Origin of the sequence: Methylobacterium sp. C1 (assembly GCF_001854385.1) — a bacterium.
Lineage (GTDB): Bacteria > Pseudomonadota > Alphaproteobacteria > Rhizobiales > Beijerinckiaceae > Methylobacterium > Methylobacterium radiotolerans.
On sequence record NZ_CP017640.1, the window covers coordinates 1436550 to 1454091 of the forward strand.

At 69.3% G+C, this 17542-nt stretch carries 22 protein-coding genes; all 22 read right to left on the minus strand.

Features of this window, described 5'->3' with window-relative positions:
- Position 1 precedes the first annotated feature (1 nt).
- Positions 2-355: a hypothetical protein gene (locus tag BKE41_RS06735; RefSeq protein ID WP_070998805.1), complete on the minus strand. Its 354-nt coding sequence runs from the start codon at positions 353-355 to the stop codon at positions 2-4.
- Positions 352-1920, minus strand: a complete 1569-nt coding sequence (locus BKE41_RS06740) for a hypothetical protein (RefSeq protein WP_070998807.1) — start codon at positions 1918-1920, stop codon at positions 352-354. Before BKE41_RS06740 ends, BKE41_RS06735 begins: the two co-directional genes overlap by 4 nt.
- A gap of 28 nt (positions 1921-1948) precedes the next feature.
- Positions 1949-2641 (minus strand): hypothetical protein, encoded by a 693-nt coding sequence (locus BKE41_RS06745; RefSeq protein WP_070998809.1) that lies wholly within the window; start codon positions 2639-2641, stop codon positions 1949-1951.
- Between the two features lie 7 nt (positions 2642-2648).
- On the minus strand, positions 2649-4112 hold the full coding sequence (locus tag BKE41_RS06750; RefSeq protein ID WP_070998811.1) for a hypothetical protein: 1464 nt from the start codon (positions 4110-4112) through the stop codon (positions 2649-2651).
- Positions 4112-4501: a hypothetical protein gene (locus BKE41_RS06755; RefSeq protein WP_245295908.1), complete on the minus strand. Its 390-nt coding sequence runs from the start codon at positions 4499-4501 to the stop codon at positions 4112-4114. Before BKE41_RS06755 ends, BKE41_RS06750 begins: the two co-directional genes overlap by 1 nt.
- Entirely contained in the window at positions 4498-5079 is a 582-nt protein-coding gene (locus tag BKE41_RS06760; RefSeq protein ID WP_070998812.1) for a hypothetical protein, read from the minus strand. Before BKE41_RS06760 ends, BKE41_RS06755 begins: the two co-directional genes overlap by 4 nt.
- Positions 5080-5082: 3 nt before the next feature.
- The gene (locus BKE41_RS06765; protein ID WP_245295909.1) at positions 5083-7314 is read right to left on the minus strand and encodes a hypothetical protein; all 2232 of its coding nucleotides are present in this window, start codon (positions 7312-7314) and stop codon (positions 5083-5085) included.
- An 84-nt stretch (positions 7315-7398) separates the two neighbouring features.
- Positions 7399-7527, minus strand: a complete 129-nt coding sequence (locus BKE41_RS32390) for a hypothetical protein (protein WP_280944501.1) — start codon at positions 7525-7527, stop codon at positions 7399-7401.
- Positions 7524-7952: a gene transfer agent family protein gene (locus tag BKE41_RS06770; protein ID WP_070998816.1), complete on the minus strand. Its 429-nt coding sequence runs from the start codon at positions 7950-7952 to the stop codon at positions 7524-7526. The genes BKE41_RS32390 and BKE41_RS06770 overlap by 4 nt, the downstream gene beginning before the upstream one ends.
- A complete protein-coding gene (locus tag BKE41_RS06775; protein WP_070998817.1) occupies positions 7949-8401 on the minus strand; it encodes a hypothetical protein in 453 nt (150 codons plus the stop codon). The genes BKE41_RS06770 and BKE41_RS06775 overlap by 4 nt, the downstream gene beginning before the upstream one ends.
- 2 nt (positions 8402-8403) lie before the next feature.
- On the minus strand, positions 8404-8877 hold the full coding sequence (locus BKE41_RS06780; protein WP_070998818.1) for a DUF3168 domain-containing protein: 474 nt from the start codon (positions 8875-8877) through the stop codon (positions 8404-8406).
- Positions 8877-9455 carry an HK97 gp10 family phage protein gene (locus tag BKE41_RS06785; RefSeq protein WP_070998819.1) on the minus strand — a complete coding sequence of 193 codons (579 nt, stop codon included), beginning with the start codon at positions 9453-9455 and terminating at the stop codon, positions 8877-8879. Before BKE41_RS06785 ends, BKE41_RS06780 begins: the two co-directional genes overlap by 1 nt.
- Positions 9455-9799, minus strand: coding sequence for a head-tail adaptor protein (locus BKE41_RS06790; protein WP_070998820.1), 345 nt, complete (start codon positions 9797-9799; stop codon positions 9455-9457). The genes BKE41_RS06785 and BKE41_RS06790 overlap by 1 nt, the downstream gene beginning before the upstream one ends.
- Entirely contained in the window at positions 9799-10467 is a 669-nt protein-coding gene (locus BKE41_RS06795; protein ID WP_070998821.1) for a hypothetical protein, read from the minus strand. The genes BKE41_RS06790 and BKE41_RS06795 overlap by 1 nt, the downstream gene beginning before the upstream one ends.
- A 16-nt stretch (positions 10468-10483) precedes the next feature.
- The gene (locus BKE41_RS06800; protein ID WP_070998823.1) at positions 10484-10744 is read right to left on the minus strand and encodes a hypothetical protein; all 261 of its coding nucleotides are present in this window, start codon (positions 10742-10744) and stop codon (positions 10484-10486) included.
- A gap of 59 nt (positions 10745-10803) precedes the next feature.
- Positions 10804-12105, minus strand: a complete 1302-nt coding sequence (locus BKE41_RS06805; RefSeq protein ID WP_199825830.1) for a phage major capsid protein — start codon at positions 12103-12105, stop codon at positions 10804-10806.
- Positions 12106-12117: 12 nt separating this feature from the next.
- Entirely contained in the window at positions 12118-12840 is a 723-nt protein-coding gene (locus BKE41_RS06810; protein WP_199825831.1) for an HK97 family phage prohead protease, read from the minus strand.
- Positions 12841-12842: 2 nt separating this feature from the next.
- Positions 12843-14129 carry a phage portal protein gene (locus tag BKE41_RS06815; protein WP_070998824.1) on the minus strand — a complete coding sequence of 429 codons (1287 nt, stop codon included), beginning with the start codon at positions 14127-14129 and terminating at the stop codon, positions 12843-12845.
- A gap of 6 nt (positions 14130-14135) precedes the next feature.
- Complete coding sequence (locus tag BKE41_RS06820; RefSeq protein WP_070998826.1) at positions 14136-15806, minus strand: terminase large subunit; 1671 nt, start codon at positions 15804-15806, stop codon at positions 14136-14138.
- Positions 15807-15813: 7 nt separating this feature from the next.
- Entirely contained in the window at positions 15814-16170 is a 357-nt protein-coding gene (locus tag BKE41_RS06825) for a hypothetical protein (protein ID WP_070998828.1), read from the minus strand.
- Between the two features lie 224 nt (positions 16171-16394).
- Positions 16395-16805: an HNH endonuclease gene (locus BKE41_RS31980; protein WP_159392719.1), complete on the minus strand. Its 411-nt coding sequence runs from the start codon at positions 16803-16805 to the stop codon at positions 16395-16397.
- 151 nt (positions 16806-16956) lie between these two features.
- Complete coding sequence (locus tag BKE41_RS06835; protein WP_070998831.1) at positions 16957-17541, minus strand: transcription termination/antitermination NusG family protein; 585 nt, start codon at positions 17539-17541, stop codon at positions 16957-16959.
- Between the last annotated feature and the right edge of the window lies 1 nt (position 17542).

Genomic DNA, 17542 nt, shown 5'->3' on the forward strand with positions numbered 1-17542 from the left:
CTCAGCACTCCAGGGAGATTGCGCCGGCCAGGAACGGCACCCGCGTGCCGTCGGGCATCAGGAGGCAGATGCGGGTCGGGACCGACCGGCCCGCGACCTCGATCTCCTCGACGCGGGCGGCTGCGATCGGGAACATGACGAAGCCGCTGCGGGGATCGATCGTCAGCGGTGCGTCCGAGAACTGCGTGCGCGTCTCGGCCTCGCTATCCGGCCATTCGATCGTCCACTCGATCGTGACGCCGGGGATCGGCAGCCGCCGCACCTCCTGCGTGCGAGGGTCCCGGCCATGCAGACGCACGCCGAGGAACGGCACGCCGCCACGCGGGAAGCGGAAGTCGTGGTGAGCCGGTTTCATGGCGTGAGCACCGGGGCGCCAGCGTTGTTCCAAGCGGTGCCCGATGTCGGCGGTGGCTCGCTCGGCAAGGCGCCGACGAAGGTCGGGAATCCGGCGTCGAGCGTTGCGGCTGCGACATCCGGGAGCGCGCGTACCCGCTGGAACACCGCGCCGTTCGATGTGAAGGTCTCAGCGCCAGGCGCAGGATCGCCGCCGACCCGCGCGAACAGCCCGCCGCCGCCATCGCCCGCGAACCGTCGGCCGAGCAGCTCGACGACCTGCACGCTCTCGGGGATGGTCGCAGCCGCCGCGTCGCCGCGTGACTCGAAGGTCCGCTTGCTCGGGTTGCCCGCCTCGCTCTCCAGCGCCTGCACCCGGGCGGCGAGGCCGACCACAAGCGCCGTCAGCCGCGCCTCCAGCCCGTCCGGCGGCGGCGCCAAGACGAACGAGCCGGTGACGTCCTCCAGGTTCAGCACCTCGACATCGGTGAGGGCGTCCGGTCCGAAGGTCGCCACCACCGGCACCATGAACCGCGCTCGGGGCGGCGCCACGAAGGCCTCACCGAGCCCGGCCGAGCGCGAGACCAGCGCCTCGCATTCCTGCCGCCCGAACGCGGTGGTGAGGGCCGGATAGGCCTTCACCGCCATCACGCTGCCGAGCACCCGCAATGACTGGTCGAGGAACACGAGGCCGCACACGACCGCATCGCCGCTCGGATCAGCCGGGTTGGCGCGGCGCTGGACCACGTACCGCGCCCGGTAGAGCCGCCCGTCCTCCAGCGGACAAGCCGCGCGCCCGGCCACGATCCCGGCGCCGTCGACGCGCACGACCGGGCCATTCTCGGTCCCGGCCAGCATGGCAGGCGGGATGAGGGGCAGTGCCGCACGGGAGCCCGCCAGAGCCGCGGCCGCCGTCACGAAGGTGTAGCGCACTGGCGCATCGCCCGGGCGCCCCGGGTAGGCGACGAAGTCGAGACGCTGCGCGGCGATGGTGGCCGAGATCCCATCGGTCACCACGCGGATCGCGGCGACCGCGTCAGCCAGAGCCTTCGCCTGCGCGGCGCCCGCGGCGGTCAGATCATCGGTGCTGGCCTTCGTGCTGATCTGCGCTTCCAGATTAGCGACAGCGTCCGTGAGGGCCTTGGCCTGCGCGGTGATCGCCTCCACGCGACCCTTCTGTTCCGCGGCGTCGGCGGCAGTCCTGGCCTGCGTCTCGGCGCGCAATGCGTCGCCCAGGCTATCGCGCAGATCGCTGATCCGCTGGCCGAGATCCTGAGCCGCCGAGGCGATCGCCGCCCCGCGATCCTGCTGCTCCTGCTGGATAGCGGCGACACGGGCATTCGCTTCGCCCGTCACGGCCTGCTGCCGTGCCTGCGACTCGGTCGCCACCGCCGCACCGCGAGCCTGCGCTTCACCCGAGACCGCCTGCCGGCGCGCTGCGACCTCGGCCGAGACCGCAGCCTGCACAACGCCAAGACGCGCCTCGAAATCGGCGATGGCCGCGGCCGCCAAATCGGCAGCGTCGCAGAGTTGATTGATGCTGTTGAGGGTCGCGCCGGTATTCCCGGGCACGGGGCGGTCTACCATGCGGGCCTCGGAGGCTGAAAGGTGGGCGTCAGAACGCTTCGACAAGGTCGATCGCGACGGTGCTGAACCGAGAGAGCTGCTGCTCCATCGCTCCGGTGTCGTCCGAGGCGAGGCGCATCAGGCCGTTGGGGGTGCCGAACTCGACCGGGGTGCCGGCATCCACGTCGACCCGCAGCCACGGGCGGATCACGATGGTGACCGTACCCGCCGGACCCTGGCTGCCGGGATCCGCGAGTTCGCCGTTCGGCAGATCCACGATCGTGTGCAGCCTGCCGCCGATCGAGAGCATCATGCCGTGCTCAAGCACGCCGCCGCGGTTGCGCTGGATGGTCAGCTCTGTGGCGTTCGTCGCGGCCGCCGCGGCGACCTTGAAGTCCAGATCCGGGCGCTGGTCCCCGATGTAGACGTCCGGGCGCTGGGCGGCCCGGCCGTAGGTGATCTTCCCGCCCACCAGGTCGATGTTCCAGGGCGCGCGGGTGTTCTCGCAGGGCCCGACGTTCCAAACGACGCTGCGGCCCAGGGCGATGATCCTCCGCATCGCGAGGCTGGTCTCGCGGGTCATGCAGGGGATCGTGCGCGTCGCCTTCCACCGCGCCGTCGGCGACGCCACCACCTGCTCGTTTCCGAGGAAGGTCTGGCCGCCGGACCGCGTGCCGCCCCGCAGTGACCAGTCCTCCGAGGATGGCACCAGCAGGCTCGGCCAGATGATCGGATCCGCCATGCCGGCCTCAGTTGTAGGTGTCGGGCAGCGGCGGGCGCTGGCCCTCCTCGCCCGGGTCCCATGAGTAGGCCGAGGGATCGAGCGAGATGAGGTCGAGCTTCACGCTGGTGAGCGCGTTCCCGGACATCGCCAGCGTGCCCCGCATGATCGCGAACGTCGTGTTGATGCCGAACGAGGGCAGGTTCAGCGCCACGGTCGGCTCGCCGTATGCCGGCAGGCCGGCGGGCGAGAGGCGCAGCCCGGCGATCCGGAACCGCGGGTTGCCCTTCGCCATGGCGATCTTGGCCAGCCGCCGCGACTGGCTGTGCGACGGCGCGGCGATGAAGCTCTTCTCGGTCTCGATTACGCCCTGGACGGCCTGCGAGCCCAGATCGTCCCAGGGGTCACCCTCGGTCGGCTGGTAGTCCTGGAACGGGTCCGTGTAGGTGTGCTTGATCCGGGTGAAGGTGTTGTAGGCCTCGTCGCCTTCCTCAAGCTGCTCCCACCCGAGGATCATGCTCTCGTCGATGGTAAAGGTCGGCGGCTGCCAGCGCCCACCGCGCACGGCGATGCGGCCATCGGCATCCTGGTAGAGCTCGGCATCGCACGAGGCGAGCAGGCGCCCCAGCACATCCGAGCGCTGCTCGTCGTAGGTGTAGCTCCCCCAGGCACGGTAGCGCGGTTCCGAAGTCGAGCCGTTCGGATCCGGCAGCACGAGCGCAATCGGCTGGTCGCAAACGTTGGCCAGATCGGCGAACGTCTGGAGGTTGATCTCGCCAAGCGCGAGGCCGTAGCCGCTCTCGTGCGTCAGGTAGTCGAGCAGCACGATCGCGGCGTTGTCCGTGTAGGCGTAGCCACCGGTCCGGGGGTCGTAGGACGGCGCGGCCGCCACGAGCAGCCGGACGTCCGGAGCCCCCTCGGGGAAGATCTGGCTGCCCTTCCGCAGCGGCGTGGCCACCACCACCGAGTAGCAGAGCCCGTTGAGCTGCATGCTGGCGTCCCAGTAGGGCAGTTGCAGCAGCGAGGCCGAGGCGGGTTGGTCGGGCGCGCCGACGTGCCCCTCGATGACGACCTTCCCCTGGTAGACCGAGTCCGGAACGATGCCTCCCGGACCGGACGGCAGGCTCGTTTTGATGTCCCCCAGGAAGTACTGGAGGATGGAGATCGGGCCGACGCAGTGGACAGCGCCGCGGTAGAGGATCTTGTTCTCGTCCTGGTACGGCCTCGTGTCCAAAGCGAAGATGACGCCGCCGACCTTCGCCTGCCCGAACACGCGCCGCCGCGGCGCGACCGCCTGCCGGATGGTGATCTGGGCGTCGGCGCGCTTCTCGCTGCCCTGGAGCGCCTGCGCGGCGTACTGCGCCCCGATCAGGCTGGCCGAGATCGCGGCGTAGCCCACCAGCGTCTCGGCGGCCACGCCGGCGATCGTCGTGCCGATCACTGAGCTCAGACCGACCTCGCCGAGGATCGCGATACCGACGGCAGCAGGCATCAGACGGACCAGGCCACGATGGTCGGATACTCGTCCACGGCGAACCCCTCCGGGCTCTTCACGGCCCAGCCGAGCGCGCACCGGATCGCGAACACCGGCCCGACGATGGGATGCGTCACCAGGCCGACGTCGCCGACGCGGGGCGCCCCGGTCACCGAGAAGCCGCAGCCGGCCATGAGCGAGCGGCCCATGGCCTCGAAGCCGCCGAGCCGGATGACATGGCGCATGGCGCCGGCCGCCGTGCTGTAGCGCCCCCGCAAGCTCGCCGCCGGGTCCACGCCGCGCTTGGCCCGGCACCAGTCCGCCATGACGAGCGAGCAATCGCACGAGCCCCAGACGAACGAGGCGCGGGCCATCGCGCGCATGAACGCGATCAGGTCGCCGCTCACGTGTCTTCCTCTGGGATCTCGGGGTTCCAAGGGCGCCTCCGGTTGATCATCTCGGCGATGTCGAACAGGCCGTTGTCGCCGGGGTAGCGGCGCTGCTGGTCGGCGTTGGTCAGATTGCCGAACGGCGGCAGCCCCCGCCGGGAGAACTTGGTCTCGGCGGTGAGCTGCACGGTCCAGGTGTTGGCGTCGGCGGTGTGGATCAGCCGATCCATCACGCCGCGATACAGGGTGTAGAGACCGCCGAGCGGGGTCAGCATCGGGTCGTAGAGCTGCAGGTACACCGCGCAGTCCCGGCCCTTCACCTCCGTCTTGGCGTTCACGACATCGTTCGCGACCTCGGGGCCCACACCCTCCAAGGTGAACGTGACCACCGGGGCGATGCCGCCGACGGCGCTCTCAATGTCGGACACCGCGCCGAGGCCGCCGATGCCCTGCCAGTCGTAGCCACCGGCCCGCAGCGTACCGAAGCCGGCATGAATCCGCTGCGCCGCGGAAGCGAAGTCGAAGAACGCCAGGATCTCGGCGGTGATCGTCGCCCCGCGCAGCGCCGCCGCCCCGGCCGCATCGAAGATGGCCATCGCTCAGCGCCGCCCGTAACGGCGGCTTGCCGTGGCGGTGCGAGCGCTCAGCGTTCGGTTCAGGTCGGCGTCGTAGCGGTTCAGCGCCGCCGTCATCTGCGCGGGAGTGACGCCGTTCGCGGACGTGATGTTGTAGTTCCGCGGGCCGATGGTGATGTTATCGCCGCCGCCCATGCTGCCGCCTGTGATCGGGATCACCTTGCCGTCGGCGTTCGGCACGAACAGCTCGCGCCCCATCTCGCCCACCGTCACGGGTTGGCCGGCCGAGACCGGGCCGCCGTTCGCCCGGAACAGCCCGGCGATGGTGTCGAAGATCCCGACTGACGGGAGGCTGGGCCCCTGCGCGCCCGGGAGCGGCGAGCCGGCCGAGCCGCCGCCACCGCGGAGCGCATTCCCGAATACGCTGCCGAGGAGGCCGCCCGTCGCGTTGCTGCCGGCGCTGGCCAGCGGCGCAGTGCCGAGCAGCCCGGCGAGCGGGCCCGTGCCGGTCAGCAGGCCGGTGAGCAGCGAGCGCTCCAACTGCTTCGAGATATCGGCCAGCACCGAGCCGAACGACTTGCCGTTGATGATCGCGTCGGCGAGGCCGTTCGAGGCGGTCTCGGCGAAGTACCGGGCCGCGTCGGCGGTCTGCCTCAGCGCCTGCTGGGCGTTGTCGGTGGCGTCCTTGTACTTCTGCATGGCCTCGGCCGCGGCGAGCACGCGGGAGCGCTCGTCGTCGTCGAGAGCCGGATCCGTGCGGTTGCCCTTCTTCACCTCCTCGCGCGCCGCCGCCTCGGCCTTGGCAAGCGCCACCGCTTTCTCACGCTCGACGTTCGTCTTGCCGACGTTGTCGAGCTCGGCCTTCGCGGTGTCCCGGGCCTTCTCAAGCTGGTTGATCAGGGTCTCGACCGCGTCGAGGCTCTCAGATCCGCCGCTCTCGCGCGCGCGGGGCGTGCGCAGTGACGGCAGCACCGCCGACCGATCCGGACCCTTCGGGCGCACCTTCACCGTCAGCGGCGCCGGCGGGCCCTGCACGTCCGGCTCGATCACGCCGGTGGCCTTGCCGACCTCCTGGAGGAAGGTCAGCGGGTTGCCCGCGGTGATGATCTTGCCGATGCCCGGGATCGATCCGACGAGGTCGCGGACCTTGCCGACCACCCCGCTGATCGTCGTGTAGAGGTTCGCCGCGATCTGCACGACCCGGGCGATCACGGCCTCCACGCTCAGGAAGGCCTGGTAGGTGTCGAGCACCGCGTTCGAGATGTCGCGCTGAATCGGCGCGAGCGCGGTCGCGAAGGTGTCGGCGATGTCCTTGGCCTTGGCGTCGAGCTGGTTGGCCCGCTCGACCTCGTCCGGGCCGACGATGCGCACGCCGCCCACCGTGGTCGAGGTGCTGTTCAGCGTGTCCCGCAGCTGCGCGGTCAGGTCGACGCCGTTCCGGAGTTGCCGCTCGAAGTCCGCGCCGAAGAACTTGCCGGCGAGGTCGAACGCGGCGAGATCGCGCTGGCTGGCCCGGAGCTTGTCGATCAGGTCGAGGATGGCCTTGATCTTGGCTTCCTGGCTGCCGGCGTTGTCGAAGATGGCCTTGTCCGCCGCGGTCAGATTTCCGGCGCGGACGTTCTGCTCGAGGCGCCCGTCGATGGCCGAGGTGTTCGTGCCTTCCTTCCCCTCGCCGATCCGGATCTCGCTGGCCTCGCGGGCCTTCTGAAGCGCGGCGACGACCTGCTCGACCTTCAGGCCGAACTTGTCCGCGCTGAGCGTGGCGCGCTGAAAGAAGTCCGTGCCGACCCCGACCTTCTCGGCGTCCCTGCCGATCTGCACGTAATCCTGGATGTGCTTGCGGGCCGCCTCGATCGAGGCGCCCACGCTGTCGAACACGAGCTTCGCGGCCTGGAAGCCCAGGAATGCGGCCAGCAGCGTGTTGAGCGAGGGGATCTGCGCCGCCACGCCCGCGATGGTGCTGGTGGTCGCCGTGAGGCTGGCACGCACGCCAGCGCCGGCGGTCTCCGACGCGGCGGCCGCTCCGGTGAACGCGCGGACCACACCCTCCAGCGTCGCCCGGTCCGCGGTCGCGGCGTTGGCCGTGGCCGTTGAGATGTTTCGGACGTCGCGCCCGACCGCTGCCGCTGCGCGCTGCGCATTGTTCGCGAGCCCCTGGAGCGCCGCGCCGAAGCCGTTGCTGTTCGCCGCGCCGCCGGACATGGCCACGCCGATCGAGGTCATGTTGCCCACGATCTGGCCGGCCAGCGTCGCCATCGCGCTCTGAGCGCGCGAGGTGTCCGCGGCAAACGATATGACGAGCGGTTCGGCCAAGTCGGCGATCCTGCTGTGGTCGGGCGGTCAGGCGCGCCCCGCGGCCATCTCTTCGGCCAGCACCGCGATGAACTCGTCCTCGGTGCTGCCCTCGTCGGGCAGGCTGTTGGCGGCGATGAAGGAGTCGATGACGACGTGCCATTCGGCCAGCGTCATCCGGCGGACCTCTTCCGGCGAGAACCCCGCGACCGCCCCGGCGCCGACGAAGACCGAGAGGTCGCCGGGTCGGCTTCGCTCCCCCTCTCGGTCTCGGCTTTTCCCTTGGGTACGCCGTTGACTGCCGCGGCCACGATCTGGCCGGCCAGCGACAGGTAATCCATCAGCGGCTCGTTCTGGTAGCGAAGCACCAGCGCGGAGGCCGAGATGCTGCTCATCCCGCCGCCCTCCAGGCCGAGGCGGATCGTGTCCCAGACCTCGCGGTGGCTGAACGTGTGGCCGGCGATGCGCATGAAGATCGCGCCGATGCCGTGGCCGACCAGCCGCTCCAGTTCGGCCATCTCGCCGAGGCGAAGCTGGAACTTGCACTCGCGCCCGGCGAAGGGCGCGGTGATCATGGTGCGTGAGGTGTCCGCCTCGCTCACGTGCTGGCCCCGTCGTTCCAGGACAGCGGGCCGTCGCCGCGGAACTGCATCGTAAAGCTCACGATGCCGTTGTTCGACTTCGTGATCTCCAGGCTCTCGGCGAACACGAGGCCGGTCCAATTCCCCGCCTCGACGCCGTCCTTCGGGTCCACGCGGAACTGGTAGGGAACGGGTGTCTCGCTCTTGGCGTCCTTGCGGAGCTCGGGAAGGTGATCCGCCGCCACCTGGCCGGCGACGCGGCCGCCCCAGGACCTCGACGACAGGACGCTCTTGCGGTCCGGGATGCCCACGGGGTCGTCGCAGTCCGCGACCGTGGCATCCTCGTACGTGTTGGTGAGCGTGAGGGTGATCGACTGGCCGAGGCAGATGAACGACCACGGACCAGAGGTCCCGGTATCGGACCGATAAGCGCGGAATCGGTTGCCAGGAAGCAGCGCGGGCTCTGCCATGGTCAGTTCTCCTCTGCCGGCAGCGGCCGGGCGATGGTGGTGGTCAGGTCGAAGAAGACCGACTTCGCCTGGAGCGGGTCGATCACGTCCCCGGCCTGGCCGACCACAATGGGCGTGCGCAGGCTGTAGGGCTCGGCGAGCGGCAAGTCGGGCCGCTCAAGCTGGTCGAGCGAGGCCACCATCGCGTCGATGAGCAGCCAGCCCTGATCGCGGTTGAAGGCGGTCGAGACCGCGTAGAGCCGCGCCTGGATCGTCCAGGACTCGCTGCAGTCGAGCACCCTGTTCGAGCGCCGGATCGGGCCGAAGTAAGCGTAGGGCGGCACCGGATCCGTCGGCAGCGGGATGGCCTTGCCGCTGCTCGTCGGCACCTCGTCGTAGATCCGCTTCGCCGCGAGCGCATTGAAGCCCGCGTCGGCCTTCAGCCGGGCCCGGATCGCATCGCGCAGGGCGAGCTCGAACGTGGTCGATGCGGCCATCATAGCCCCTCCTCGCGCGCCGCGGCGCCGATGCTGGCGCCGAGCTCGCTGCTCCAGTCCGACAGCGCCTCGCGGGCCGACCCGTAGAAAAACGGCTGCCCGGGCACGTCGCTCTCCTGCGACTGGCGCACCTGCCGACCCCCCTTGCCGGTGGTGTCGGCGAAGAAGTCCCCGTCCGCGTGCGTGCCGCCGGCATGGTGGCCGGCCTCGACCGCCAGGGCATAGTCGTAGCCGCCGCGGTCGGCGGTGGCCTCGACGACGTAGAAGCCGCCCTCGCGCCGGTACGTGATCCCGTTCAGAAGCAGGCCGGTGTCCAGCGGCACCCGGGACCGCATCAGCTCGACCATCTCCTGCGCTGCGTGCAGGGAGGCCTGGTCGCCCTTCAGCGCCAGCTTCACGGCGTACTTCGCCAGCTGGCCTGAGATCCGGTCGACGCCGACCACGCCGGCGACGGTGTCGATGAAGCGTAGCCCCGACAGCACCCCGGGCGCCCGATCAAAGCCGCGGGCCGCCCCGGTCAGGTCGAGAGCGGCCTGCCCCTGTCCGAGGTAGCCGAAGGTGGCGCCGATATCAGGCATCACTGCCCTCCGAGGTCCGTCGAAATGTTGAGCTGGATCATGCCCGTGCGCCGGTCCGGTAGGCCTGCACCGGTGACGCCGAAGTCCCGGCCCTGGAGCACGATGCGCTCGCCGTTCGTGATGGTGCGCGCCTGAGCGCTGTCTCGGATCGTCAGCGTTCCGGTCTCGACGTTCTGCGCCCGGCCGCCCTCTGCGGCCTCGCGAGCGCTCAGCGGCTTGTAGTTCGCCCAGAGCGACATGGCCGGCGCGTAATCTCCGCGCTGGCCCGTATCCTCGCCCTCGTCATCCGTGATGACCGGCCGCCGCATGACGACGGCGCGCTTGTCGAGCTTGCCGGCGTCCATCAGGACCAGACCCGGAAGGGCTGGACGAGGTTCTCGAATCCGAGCGGAAGTGTCACGGCGCTGCCGACCGGCACGGCCGCGGCCCGGTATTCGTAGAGGTGCGCGAGCAGGAGGAGGGCCGCATGCTTCAGTGCGGCGGGCGCCGCCGCCTCGACCTTGCCGGCGCCGTCGAGAACCGGCTCGCCGTCCTCATCGCGCTTCGAGTATCCGGTTCGATAGCGGATCCGGATGCTGTCGGGCGCGAGGGAGGTCGCCGGCCACGTCCGGCCAGCGGGCGGCAGAAGCAGAGGCGCATTCGCCGGATCCCCGCCGATCTGGCAGCCGGCCAGGACCTGCTGCGCTCCCGTGTCGTCGCGGTAGGTGACGCCGTCGAGGGCGATCACGGGCGGATACGGGAGCGGAATGCCGTGGAGGCCAGCGCTCCACCGTGACCGGTCGCAGCGATCGAACGGCATCAGCCAAGCGTCCGCGCCGAGGCGCAACTCCCAGGTCTGAGGCATGATGGAGCGGCCGAGATTGCCGCTGCCGGCCTCGATCTGCGCCTGCGCGACCGCGATGAGGCCCGTCAGGTACTCGTCATCGTCGGTGTCGTCGGTACGGCGGACCTGACGCTTCGCCTCGTCGAGGGTCAGCAGCGCTGCCGGCGGCACGATCTGAACGCAGTTCATCGGTTCACCGAGGCCGTCAGTCTCGGGTGCGCCGGCCCGTCGCGGCGGGGGCCGCCTTGTTGGCCGGCTCGGCGGCCATCTTGTTCTGCGGCACGGGAGCGGCCTTGGCTTCCGGCTCGTCATGATGCTCGACGAGGCCGTTCGCCTTCAGCTCGGCGGCCCGCCGACGATGCACGCGGAAAGGCGGGCTGCTCTCGTCCTTGTGTCCTTCGGCGCCCTCGAACGGGCGCACGGCGCGGACCAGGACATGGTCGGCCCCGTCTTCGTTCTTTGCCATGACACCCTCGCTCTGCTGGAGAAGCCCGAGAGGCGTACCCCTCGGGCGATCGCGACGCCTTACGGCGTGACGACGAGCTGACCGGTGACGAAGGCCTCGGGCCGGTAGACCGCCAGGGCCAGCCGCTCCTCGGCGCGGATCGTCATCATGTTCTTCTCGAAGTCGTCGACGTTCTCGGTCGACAGCAGAACCTCGATCTCCATGCGGTCGAAGATCTGGGCGGCGATGTCGAAGGCACCGGTGAGGAACCGGTTCTGTGCCTGCGCCTGGGTCGCGACGACCGGCAGGTTCCAGAGGCGGGGCTGCACGCCCTCAGCGGGATCGCCGATGATGTAGCGGCCCTGCGTGTCCTTGGTCAGCTCGATGGTCGCCCAGTCGATCGGGTTCAGGACGAACGCCGAGGCCGGGTACTCGGCCAGGATCACCTGCAGGATGGCGATGCGCAGCCGGTCGATGACGGTCATGTTCGCCACCGCGGCCATGCCGTCCGGGACGGCGAAGGCGGTCGCCTGCGGCTGGAGGCCGAGCAGATTCTGACCGGTGCCGTCACCGTTCAGGAGCTGCACCTCCTCCTTGAAGGTCAGGCCGTAGCGGGCCCGGCCGTCGATGTAGGAGCGCAGCGCCGGCGCATCGTCCATGATCTGGCGCGACGCCTTGAAGATGTGCGCCAGAGTCCGCACCGGCGCGTTCTTCATGTCGAAGGCGAGATCGGACTTGGGCTTCGTCGTGCCCTCGGCCACCATCGCGGCGTTGTTGGTGTAGCCGGTCTCGACCACGTACTCGATGTTGCTCGACGCGGTCTCGCCGGGCAGCAGCAGATCGCGGATCGTCATCCGGCGAACGGGCGGCGTCACGATGCCGGGCTGGCGATCGGCCGGCACGAGCGAGGTGCCCTGGCTGCGGCCGGTGCCGACGGTGGTGTTGGCGCTGGTGATGTCCTTACGGTCCATCTTCACGCGCAGCGACATGCGCGAGGCGCTGGTCATGCCGCCCGCCTTGAACGCCTCGCTCTCGATCACCGCCTGACCGAGCGTGCGCTCGGCGGCCGGCGCTTCCGGCGAGCCGCGACGCGAGAGCTTCTGCTCGACGTCGGTGAGGCGGTCGCTGGCCTCCTGGAGCTTGGTGGCGGTCTCGCCGAACTTGAGCAGCGCCTCGTCGACCTTCTCCTTGGTCGCCTTGGTGAGGTCGCCGTTGGCTTTGACCTCGGCCGAGGCCTTCTCGGCGAAGCCCTTCACCTCGCCGAGGATCCGGGACATCTCGTTCTGGACCTGGGCGAGCGCGGGATCGGTGCCGCCGCCGCCCGCATCCTTGCGGCCGTACTCGCGGTGACCCGGCACGAGCCGGGGGGTGTGCATGTTCATGGGGGTGAGTCCTCAGAACTGGGGAAGGGTGAAGCCGGACAGCGTGCTGTGCAGCGCCTTGACGGCCTCGGGTTCGTTCGCCTGGTCGCCCGCGGACTCACTCCGGAGCAGATGCGCAAGGCCGCGATTGGCGATCACGGCGGCCTTGGTCTTCGAGAAGCCTGCCTCGCGCAGGAACCGCTCGAACTCGTTCAGCGACGGCAGTTCACCGTGCGCGATCTTGGATTTGACAGCATCGATCCGGGCCTCATCGTTCGCCGGGAACGTGACGAGGCTGATCTCGACGAGGTCGACCTTCTGCAGGGTGTGGATGCCGGTCTTCTCGTCGAAGGACGACGCCCGGACGTAATAGCCGATGGACAGGCCCGAGACGGCGCCGGCCTTCATCAGCGCGTAGGATTCGGCAGCCTGCCGGACCGCGTCCTTCAGCAGCGCGCCCTCGACATACAGGCCGGTGTCGTCCTCCTTCAGCGACGAGTAGATCCCGATCGGCTGATCGCTGCGGTGCTGCCACAACACCGGAACCGGCCGGCCCTTCTGCGCGATCTCGACGAGGCTGTCGGCGAACGCGCCCGGGGCGACGACCTCGCCGTAGCTGTCGATCGCACCGAACACCGAGCCGTAGCCGGAGAACGTGCCGTCGTCGTTGACGGCCTTCACCTCGAGACCGAAGTCGCGGATCTTGAGGGAGGCCTTCTTGCGCTCCAGGCGCGCGGCCGTGCCGTGGGTTCGCATGGTCATTGCTCCTGGTGGGACCCGTCCTCGCCCCCGATCGGCTTCTCGTTGGGCTGCACGGCGACCTTGCCCAGCATGTCGATGGGCAGCAGGTTGGACTGGACCGTGTAGGCTTCGCCGCCCTCGTAGGGCGGGAGGTTGTCGAGGCGGCGGGCCTCGTTGCGGTTCATCAGGCCGTTCTGGACGCGCCGGGCGAGAAGGTCGGTTCTCGTCTTGCTGTCGGCGCGCAGCAGGCCCTCGATGTTGAACTCGGCGTAGTAGCGGCCGCGCTCGCCCGGCATGAACAGGCGCAGCAGGATCGCGGCCTCGATCCGGTTCAGCCAGTTGCGCAGGCCCGTCGACAGCCAGCCGAGGTTGATCTGCTCGACGCCCGAGCCCCACATCGTCTGACCCTGCGCCGCGTGCCCGATGAGGATCGGTGGCACCATGAACCAGCGGCAGATCTCCTCGACGTGCCATCGGCGGGTTTCGAGCAGCTGCGCGTCGTCGGGGTTGAGGCTGATCGGCGTGAACTTCATCCCGGCTTCCAGGACGAAGATCCCGCCGGCATTCTGGGAGCCGGCCAGCGGAGCGACGATGTTGTTGCGGAGGTCCTGGCGCTGCTCCTTCTTCAGGACCTGGCTGACCTCAAGGACACCGCTCGGGCGCACGCCGTTCGCGAACAGCCGTCCCGCCGCCTCGTCGGCCGCGATCGATGCCCCGATCGTCTGCCGCGCAAAGGCGATGGGCGAGAGGCCGTTCCCGAATCCGCGGACGTGGAAGACGTCGTCCTCGGACAGGATGCGAACCATCCGCGTGACGGGGTCGTCGTAGCGGTACTGCCACGACCCGTCGTCGAGCCGCCGCGCCGTGGTCCGGTTGAACAGCATCGGGTGGATGGCGACGAGGCGCCCGTTGGCGCTGCGGATCTTCTCCCCGAAGGCGTGCCCGTTCAGGCACAGCGAGATGATGAGCCCCTCGATGAACTCGACCGCAGTGTGTTCGCCGTCGGGGGAGACCCGCAGCAGGGTCGACAGCGGGTGCGAACGCGCCACGACGCGGCTGTCATCGTCCTTGCGCTCGTAGACCACCAGCGGCAGCGTCGCGATCGTCTCGGCGAGCAGCCGGATGCAGGACCACACCGTGGCGACCTGCATCGCGGTCTCAGGCGTGACGACCTTGCCGGAGGCGCTGTCGCCATAGCCGAGGAGGCGCGACCACAGCGGCGCGTCGCGGCCATCGACAACCGACAGCGCTCGCGATTTCGCCTGCAGGCCGACGAGGCGCCGGAGCGCGGTTCCGACGCTCATGCCTGATCACGCCCAGATCGGGTTCTTGAGGAAATCGTCCATGTCGATGCCCTTGGCCTCCGGGTTCATCGCCATCAGCGCCACTGCGTCGAAGGCCGCCATCAGCGGATCGATCTTCGCCGTCCCCGCCGCCTGCTTCGTGATCGTCGTGGCGTTGCCACGGGGCTCGACCTTCGCGTTACCCACGCACCAAGCCATCAGCGGTCGCCCGCCATGCCGGAGCGTGCCGTCGGCCAGCTTTCGCTCGGCCGTCTTGATCGCCCCGGAGAGCTTCCAGCCCTGCGAGATGCCGACGACGCGGTCGCCGTTGACCTCGATTCCGTCCAGCGCGTCGACCACGGCGCCGACCCCGACCGGGTCGAGGCCCACGCGGGCGAGCAAGCCGGCGTCGTCGATCCGCTTCACGATCGCGGCGATGCCCTCAATGTCGTCGCCGAGCCGATCCACGACGGTCAGGTCGCCGTCGCGCTCGAAGTCGAGGAGCCGCGCCGCCTCGGACTTCCTTAGCGTTAGCACCCCGCGGTAGGCCCAGGCGTGCACCCACAGGAGCCAGTGCTTGGTCACCTTGTGCCGGCCAAGCACTGCGAGCCCGAACAGGTCGTCGAGGCCGCCTCCGTCAATGCCGACGCAGACGACCTCCGACTGCTCGAGCAGCTCGTCCAGTGTCAGGCTCGGCTCGGCGGCCGCTTCCCACTTGTCGGCGCCGGCCCAGCGATCTCTGCGCAAGCGCAGCCCGACCTCGACGTTGAAGTGCTGCGAGGCGAGCAGCGCGAGTTGCGCCGGCCCCTCGCGCTCGGCCTTCAGCAACTCGCGCCGGAGGAACCCCTCATCAACCGACCGGCCCAGGTTCGGGTTGACCAGCGGCCACGTCTCGGGAGCCTTCCAGCCATCATCGGCCGCGACGCGCTCCGGCAGCTCGTACAGCACCGGCAGGAGCGGCAGCCGCAGCTTACCGTCCCGCACGTCTCGAGCGTTACGCAACTCGCTCGCGAAGACGCCAGCCGGCGGATCTTTCGACTGGGTCGTGATCTGGATCATGAACCCGTCGGGCCGCGCCGCAAGCGCGCCCCGGATCTCGACGAAGATGTCCGCTGCGTTCGGCTTCTTGGCGAAGACGTGGGTCTCGTCGACCAGGATGCCCGTGCTCTTCGAGCCGGTGATGACGTCGGTGTCGGCCGCCTTCACCTGCATCATCGCGCCGCTGCGCCGGTGCGTGATGGTCCGGATGTGCCGCTGCGGGTGGAAGAGCTTGGCGAGTTCCTTGTCCAAGGCGATCAGGCCAGCCGCCTGCTTGAACGCGATGTCGGCGATCTCCTTCGTCGGCGCGATCAGCAGAAATTCCGCGGCCGGCCGCTCATTCATGATCAGCGCCGTGACCATGATCGAGGCCGCCGACGAGCTCTTCGAGTTCTTCTTCGGCACGAGGAGGAACACCTCCTGGATCATCCGCCGATGGCGCTCGGCGTCGTAGGAGCCAAACAGCGCCCGCACGATCGCGCGGATCCAGTCGCCCGCCGCATTGGCCATGGTCGGTGTGCCGATCACGTCCGGAATGCGCAGCCGGTTGAAGATGCGCTCTGCCTTGTCAGCCTGATCGGCGAACAGCGGCAGATCCGGAACGAGCGGTCGCCGCGCGAGCAACCGCTCCTCCCAGTCCGGACAGGCTGTGTCCCACATCGGTGCCTCAGTTCAGCGACGGGGCCTGGCCCAAGTCGTCACCCCACTCGGTGCCGACGCCCGCGGTCTCGGCCGCCTGCTGCGCCTCGACCTTCTTCCCCAGACGCGCCGGCACGGCTGCTGTCTGCTCCGCCTCTGCCCCACGCTCGGCCGCGACCAGCCGCGTGAGGTCGTGCAGTTCCTTGATCAGGGTGGCGTTGCCGGTCCTGGCCTTCGCGAACATCAGCCCGACCACCTCGCGCCGGCGCCGCGCATGGCCGTGGAGGAGCTCCACGCCGAAGCGCGCGGTCAGGTCCTCCATGGTGCACCCGACTGCCGCTGCGATCACCGCCTGCGGCTCACCGAGCGCGACGAGCTGCTCCACCTCAAGGGCCAGGTCGTTCGGCAGCGCGAGAAGTGAGGCCCTCGAAGCTGACGGCTTCGACGCTCGCTTGAGCCGACCGTTCGCCTCACGCGGGCCAGCCTTCGGCGGCCGACCGCGGCGGCGAGGGCGATTATCCGACATCGAATTTGTGACCGTCTGAAATTAATTCTGCGGATGGGTTGCCATCCGCCTCTGTGCCGAAAGCTTCGCGACTTCCGACCCCCCTACCTCTGGGCTGCTGCGTTCTCTTCCCGCTGCTTGGCCGCGTTGTGGTGGTGAGCGCACAGGCTCTGGAACGGGCCGGCCCAGAAGGCGGCCACATCGCCCCTGTGAGGCGTGACGTGGTCGCAGACGGTGGCGGCTTCAGCCCGTCCATCCTCCGCGAGGCACATGCAGCAGAGCGGCTCTCGGCTCAGCTGCTCGGCTCTGACGGCCCGCCACCGTGACGAGGTGTAGAGCCGATCCACTGGGCTGCTCTGCCTGCGCACCCGGCTGTACGCTTGGTCCGGGGTGAGACCGAGCGGCTGCTCGGCATACCGCAGGCGGGTGTCGAGCGTAGCGATCTTGGGCTTGAGGTTGGTCAGCCGGGGCATCAGCAGATCACCGGGGGTTCGCGCAGAGTCCAGGCTGGCCATGTCGCGCGTGGGCAGCTGGTCCCGACGCTGACACGTGACCCGGTTCCTCCGGCAGGCGCACCCTCCAACGAGCGCTGCTCACAATCCGGCCGTCCACGGGCAGGATAGATTCAGAGCCGGTTCGGTGAGTCAAGCTCGACGTGTGGACAGATCAGGCGACCTCGCCCAACTGGTCAGGCGTGAACTCTACCGGGGTGTGGCGCCCGAATATGCTCACGCCGGCCTTTACGACACCGTTGCTCAGGACCTCCTCGACCTCGGCGAAGAACGACATGAACGGGCCGTTCAAAACCCTGCGCAGTTCGCCGATCTCGAACATCGCCGCATCCTTCCGACGCTTGGCGTAATCGGTCTCGTCGACGCCGGCGATGCGATCGGCCAGGGCCTGGAGCACCTTGCCGGATATCGCGAGCGGCTCGCGGCGCCCGAGGACGTCGATCACGTGCCGGCTGTCGAACAGCGGCTCGGTCCAGCGTGATGCATGCCGCTCCCGGTCGAGACCGACGAACAGGTACGAGGCGAAGAAGATCGCCTGCGTGTCGACCTTGCGGCCACGGCGCACGACGGTGACGCGATAGCGCGGCAGCCAGCATTCCATGGCCAGCTTCTGGAACTCCTCGGCGGCCGCGGCCTCATGCAGTGGCAGGGTATGCACGACGTACCAGGTCAGGCTCTGATCGATCGTCACGTGCTCCCCCTTGATCCGTGGTCCGTTGGTGCCGCGCTTCTTGCCCACG

Excerpts from the sequence above, each read along its gene's own strand:
- BKE41_RS06735 (WP_070998805.1), bottom strand. The coding sequence starts at position 355 with ATGAAACCGGCTCACCACGACTTCCGCTTCCCGCGTGGCGGCGTGCCG.
- BKE41_RS06740 (WP_070998807.1), bottom strand. The coding sequence starts at position 1,920 with ATGGTAGACCGCCCCGTGCCCGGGAATACCGGCGCGACCCTCAACAGC.
- BKE41_RS06745 (WP_070998809.1), bottom strand. The coding sequence starts at position 2,641 with ATGGCGGATCCGATCATCTGGCCGAGCCTGCTGGTGCCATCCTCGGAG.
- BKE41_RS06750 (WP_070998811.1), bottom strand. The coding sequence starts at position 4,112 with ATGCCTGCTGCCGTCGGTATCGCGATCCTCGGCGAGGTCGGTCTGAGC.
- BKE41_RS06760 (WP_070998812.1), bottom strand. The coding sequence starts at position 5,079 with ATGGCCATCTTCGATGCGGCCGGGGCGGCGGCGCTGCGCGGGGCGACG.
- BKE41_RS06765 (WP_245295909.1), bottom strand. The coding sequence starts at position 7,314 with ATGGCGACGCTGGCCGGCCAGATCGTGGGCAACATGACCTCGATCGGC.
- BKE41_RS32390 (WP_280944501.1), bottom strand. The coding sequence starts at position 7,527 with ATGACGCTGGCCGAATGGCACGTCGTCATCGACTCCTTCATCGCCGCC.
- BKE41_RS06775 (WP_070998817.1), bottom strand. The coding sequence starts at position 8,401 with ATGGCAGAGCCCGCGCTGCTTCCTGGCAACCGATTCCGCGCTTATCGG.
- BKE41_RS06780 (WP_070998818.1), bottom strand. The coding sequence starts at position 8,877 with ATGGCCGCATCGACCACGTTCGAGCTCGCCCTGCGCGATGCGATCCGG.
- BKE41_RS06785 (WP_070998819.1), bottom strand. The coding sequence starts at position 9,455 with ATGCCTGATATCGGCGCCACCTTCGGCTACCTCGGACAGGGGCAGGCC.
- BKE41_RS06790 (WP_070998820.1), bottom strand. The coding sequence starts at position 9,799 with ATGGACGCCGGCAAGCTCGACAAGCGCGCCGTCGTCATGCGGCGGCCG.
- BKE41_RS06795 (WP_070998821.1), bottom strand. The coding sequence starts at position 10,467 with ATGAACTGCGTTCAGATCGTGCCGCCGGCAGCGCTGCTGACCCTCGAC.
- BKE41_RS06800 (WP_070998823.1), bottom strand. The coding sequence starts at position 10,744 with ATGGCAAAGAACGAAGACGGGGCCGACCATGTCCTGGTCCGCGCCGTG.
- BKE41_RS06805 (WP_199825830.1), bottom strand. The coding sequence starts at position 12,105 with ATGAACATGCACACCCCCCGGCTCGTGCCGGGTCACCGCGAGTACGGC.
- BKE41_RS06810 (WP_199825831.1), bottom strand. The coding sequence starts at position 12,840 with ATGCGAACCCACGGCACGGCCGCGCGCCTGGAGCGCAAGAAGGCCTCC.
- BKE41_RS06815 (WP_070998824.1), bottom strand. The coding sequence starts at position 14,129 with ATGAGCGTCGGAACCGCGCTCCGGCGCCTCGTCGGCCTGCAGGCGAAA.
- BKE41_RS06820 (WP_070998826.1), bottom strand. The coding sequence starts at position 15,806 with ATGTGGGACACAGCCTGTCCGGACTGGGAGGAGCGGTTGCTCGCGCGG.
- BKE41_RS31980 (WP_159392719.1), bottom strand. The coding sequence starts at position 16,805 with ATGGCCAGCCTGGACTCTGCGCGAACCCCCGGTGATCTGCTGATGCCC.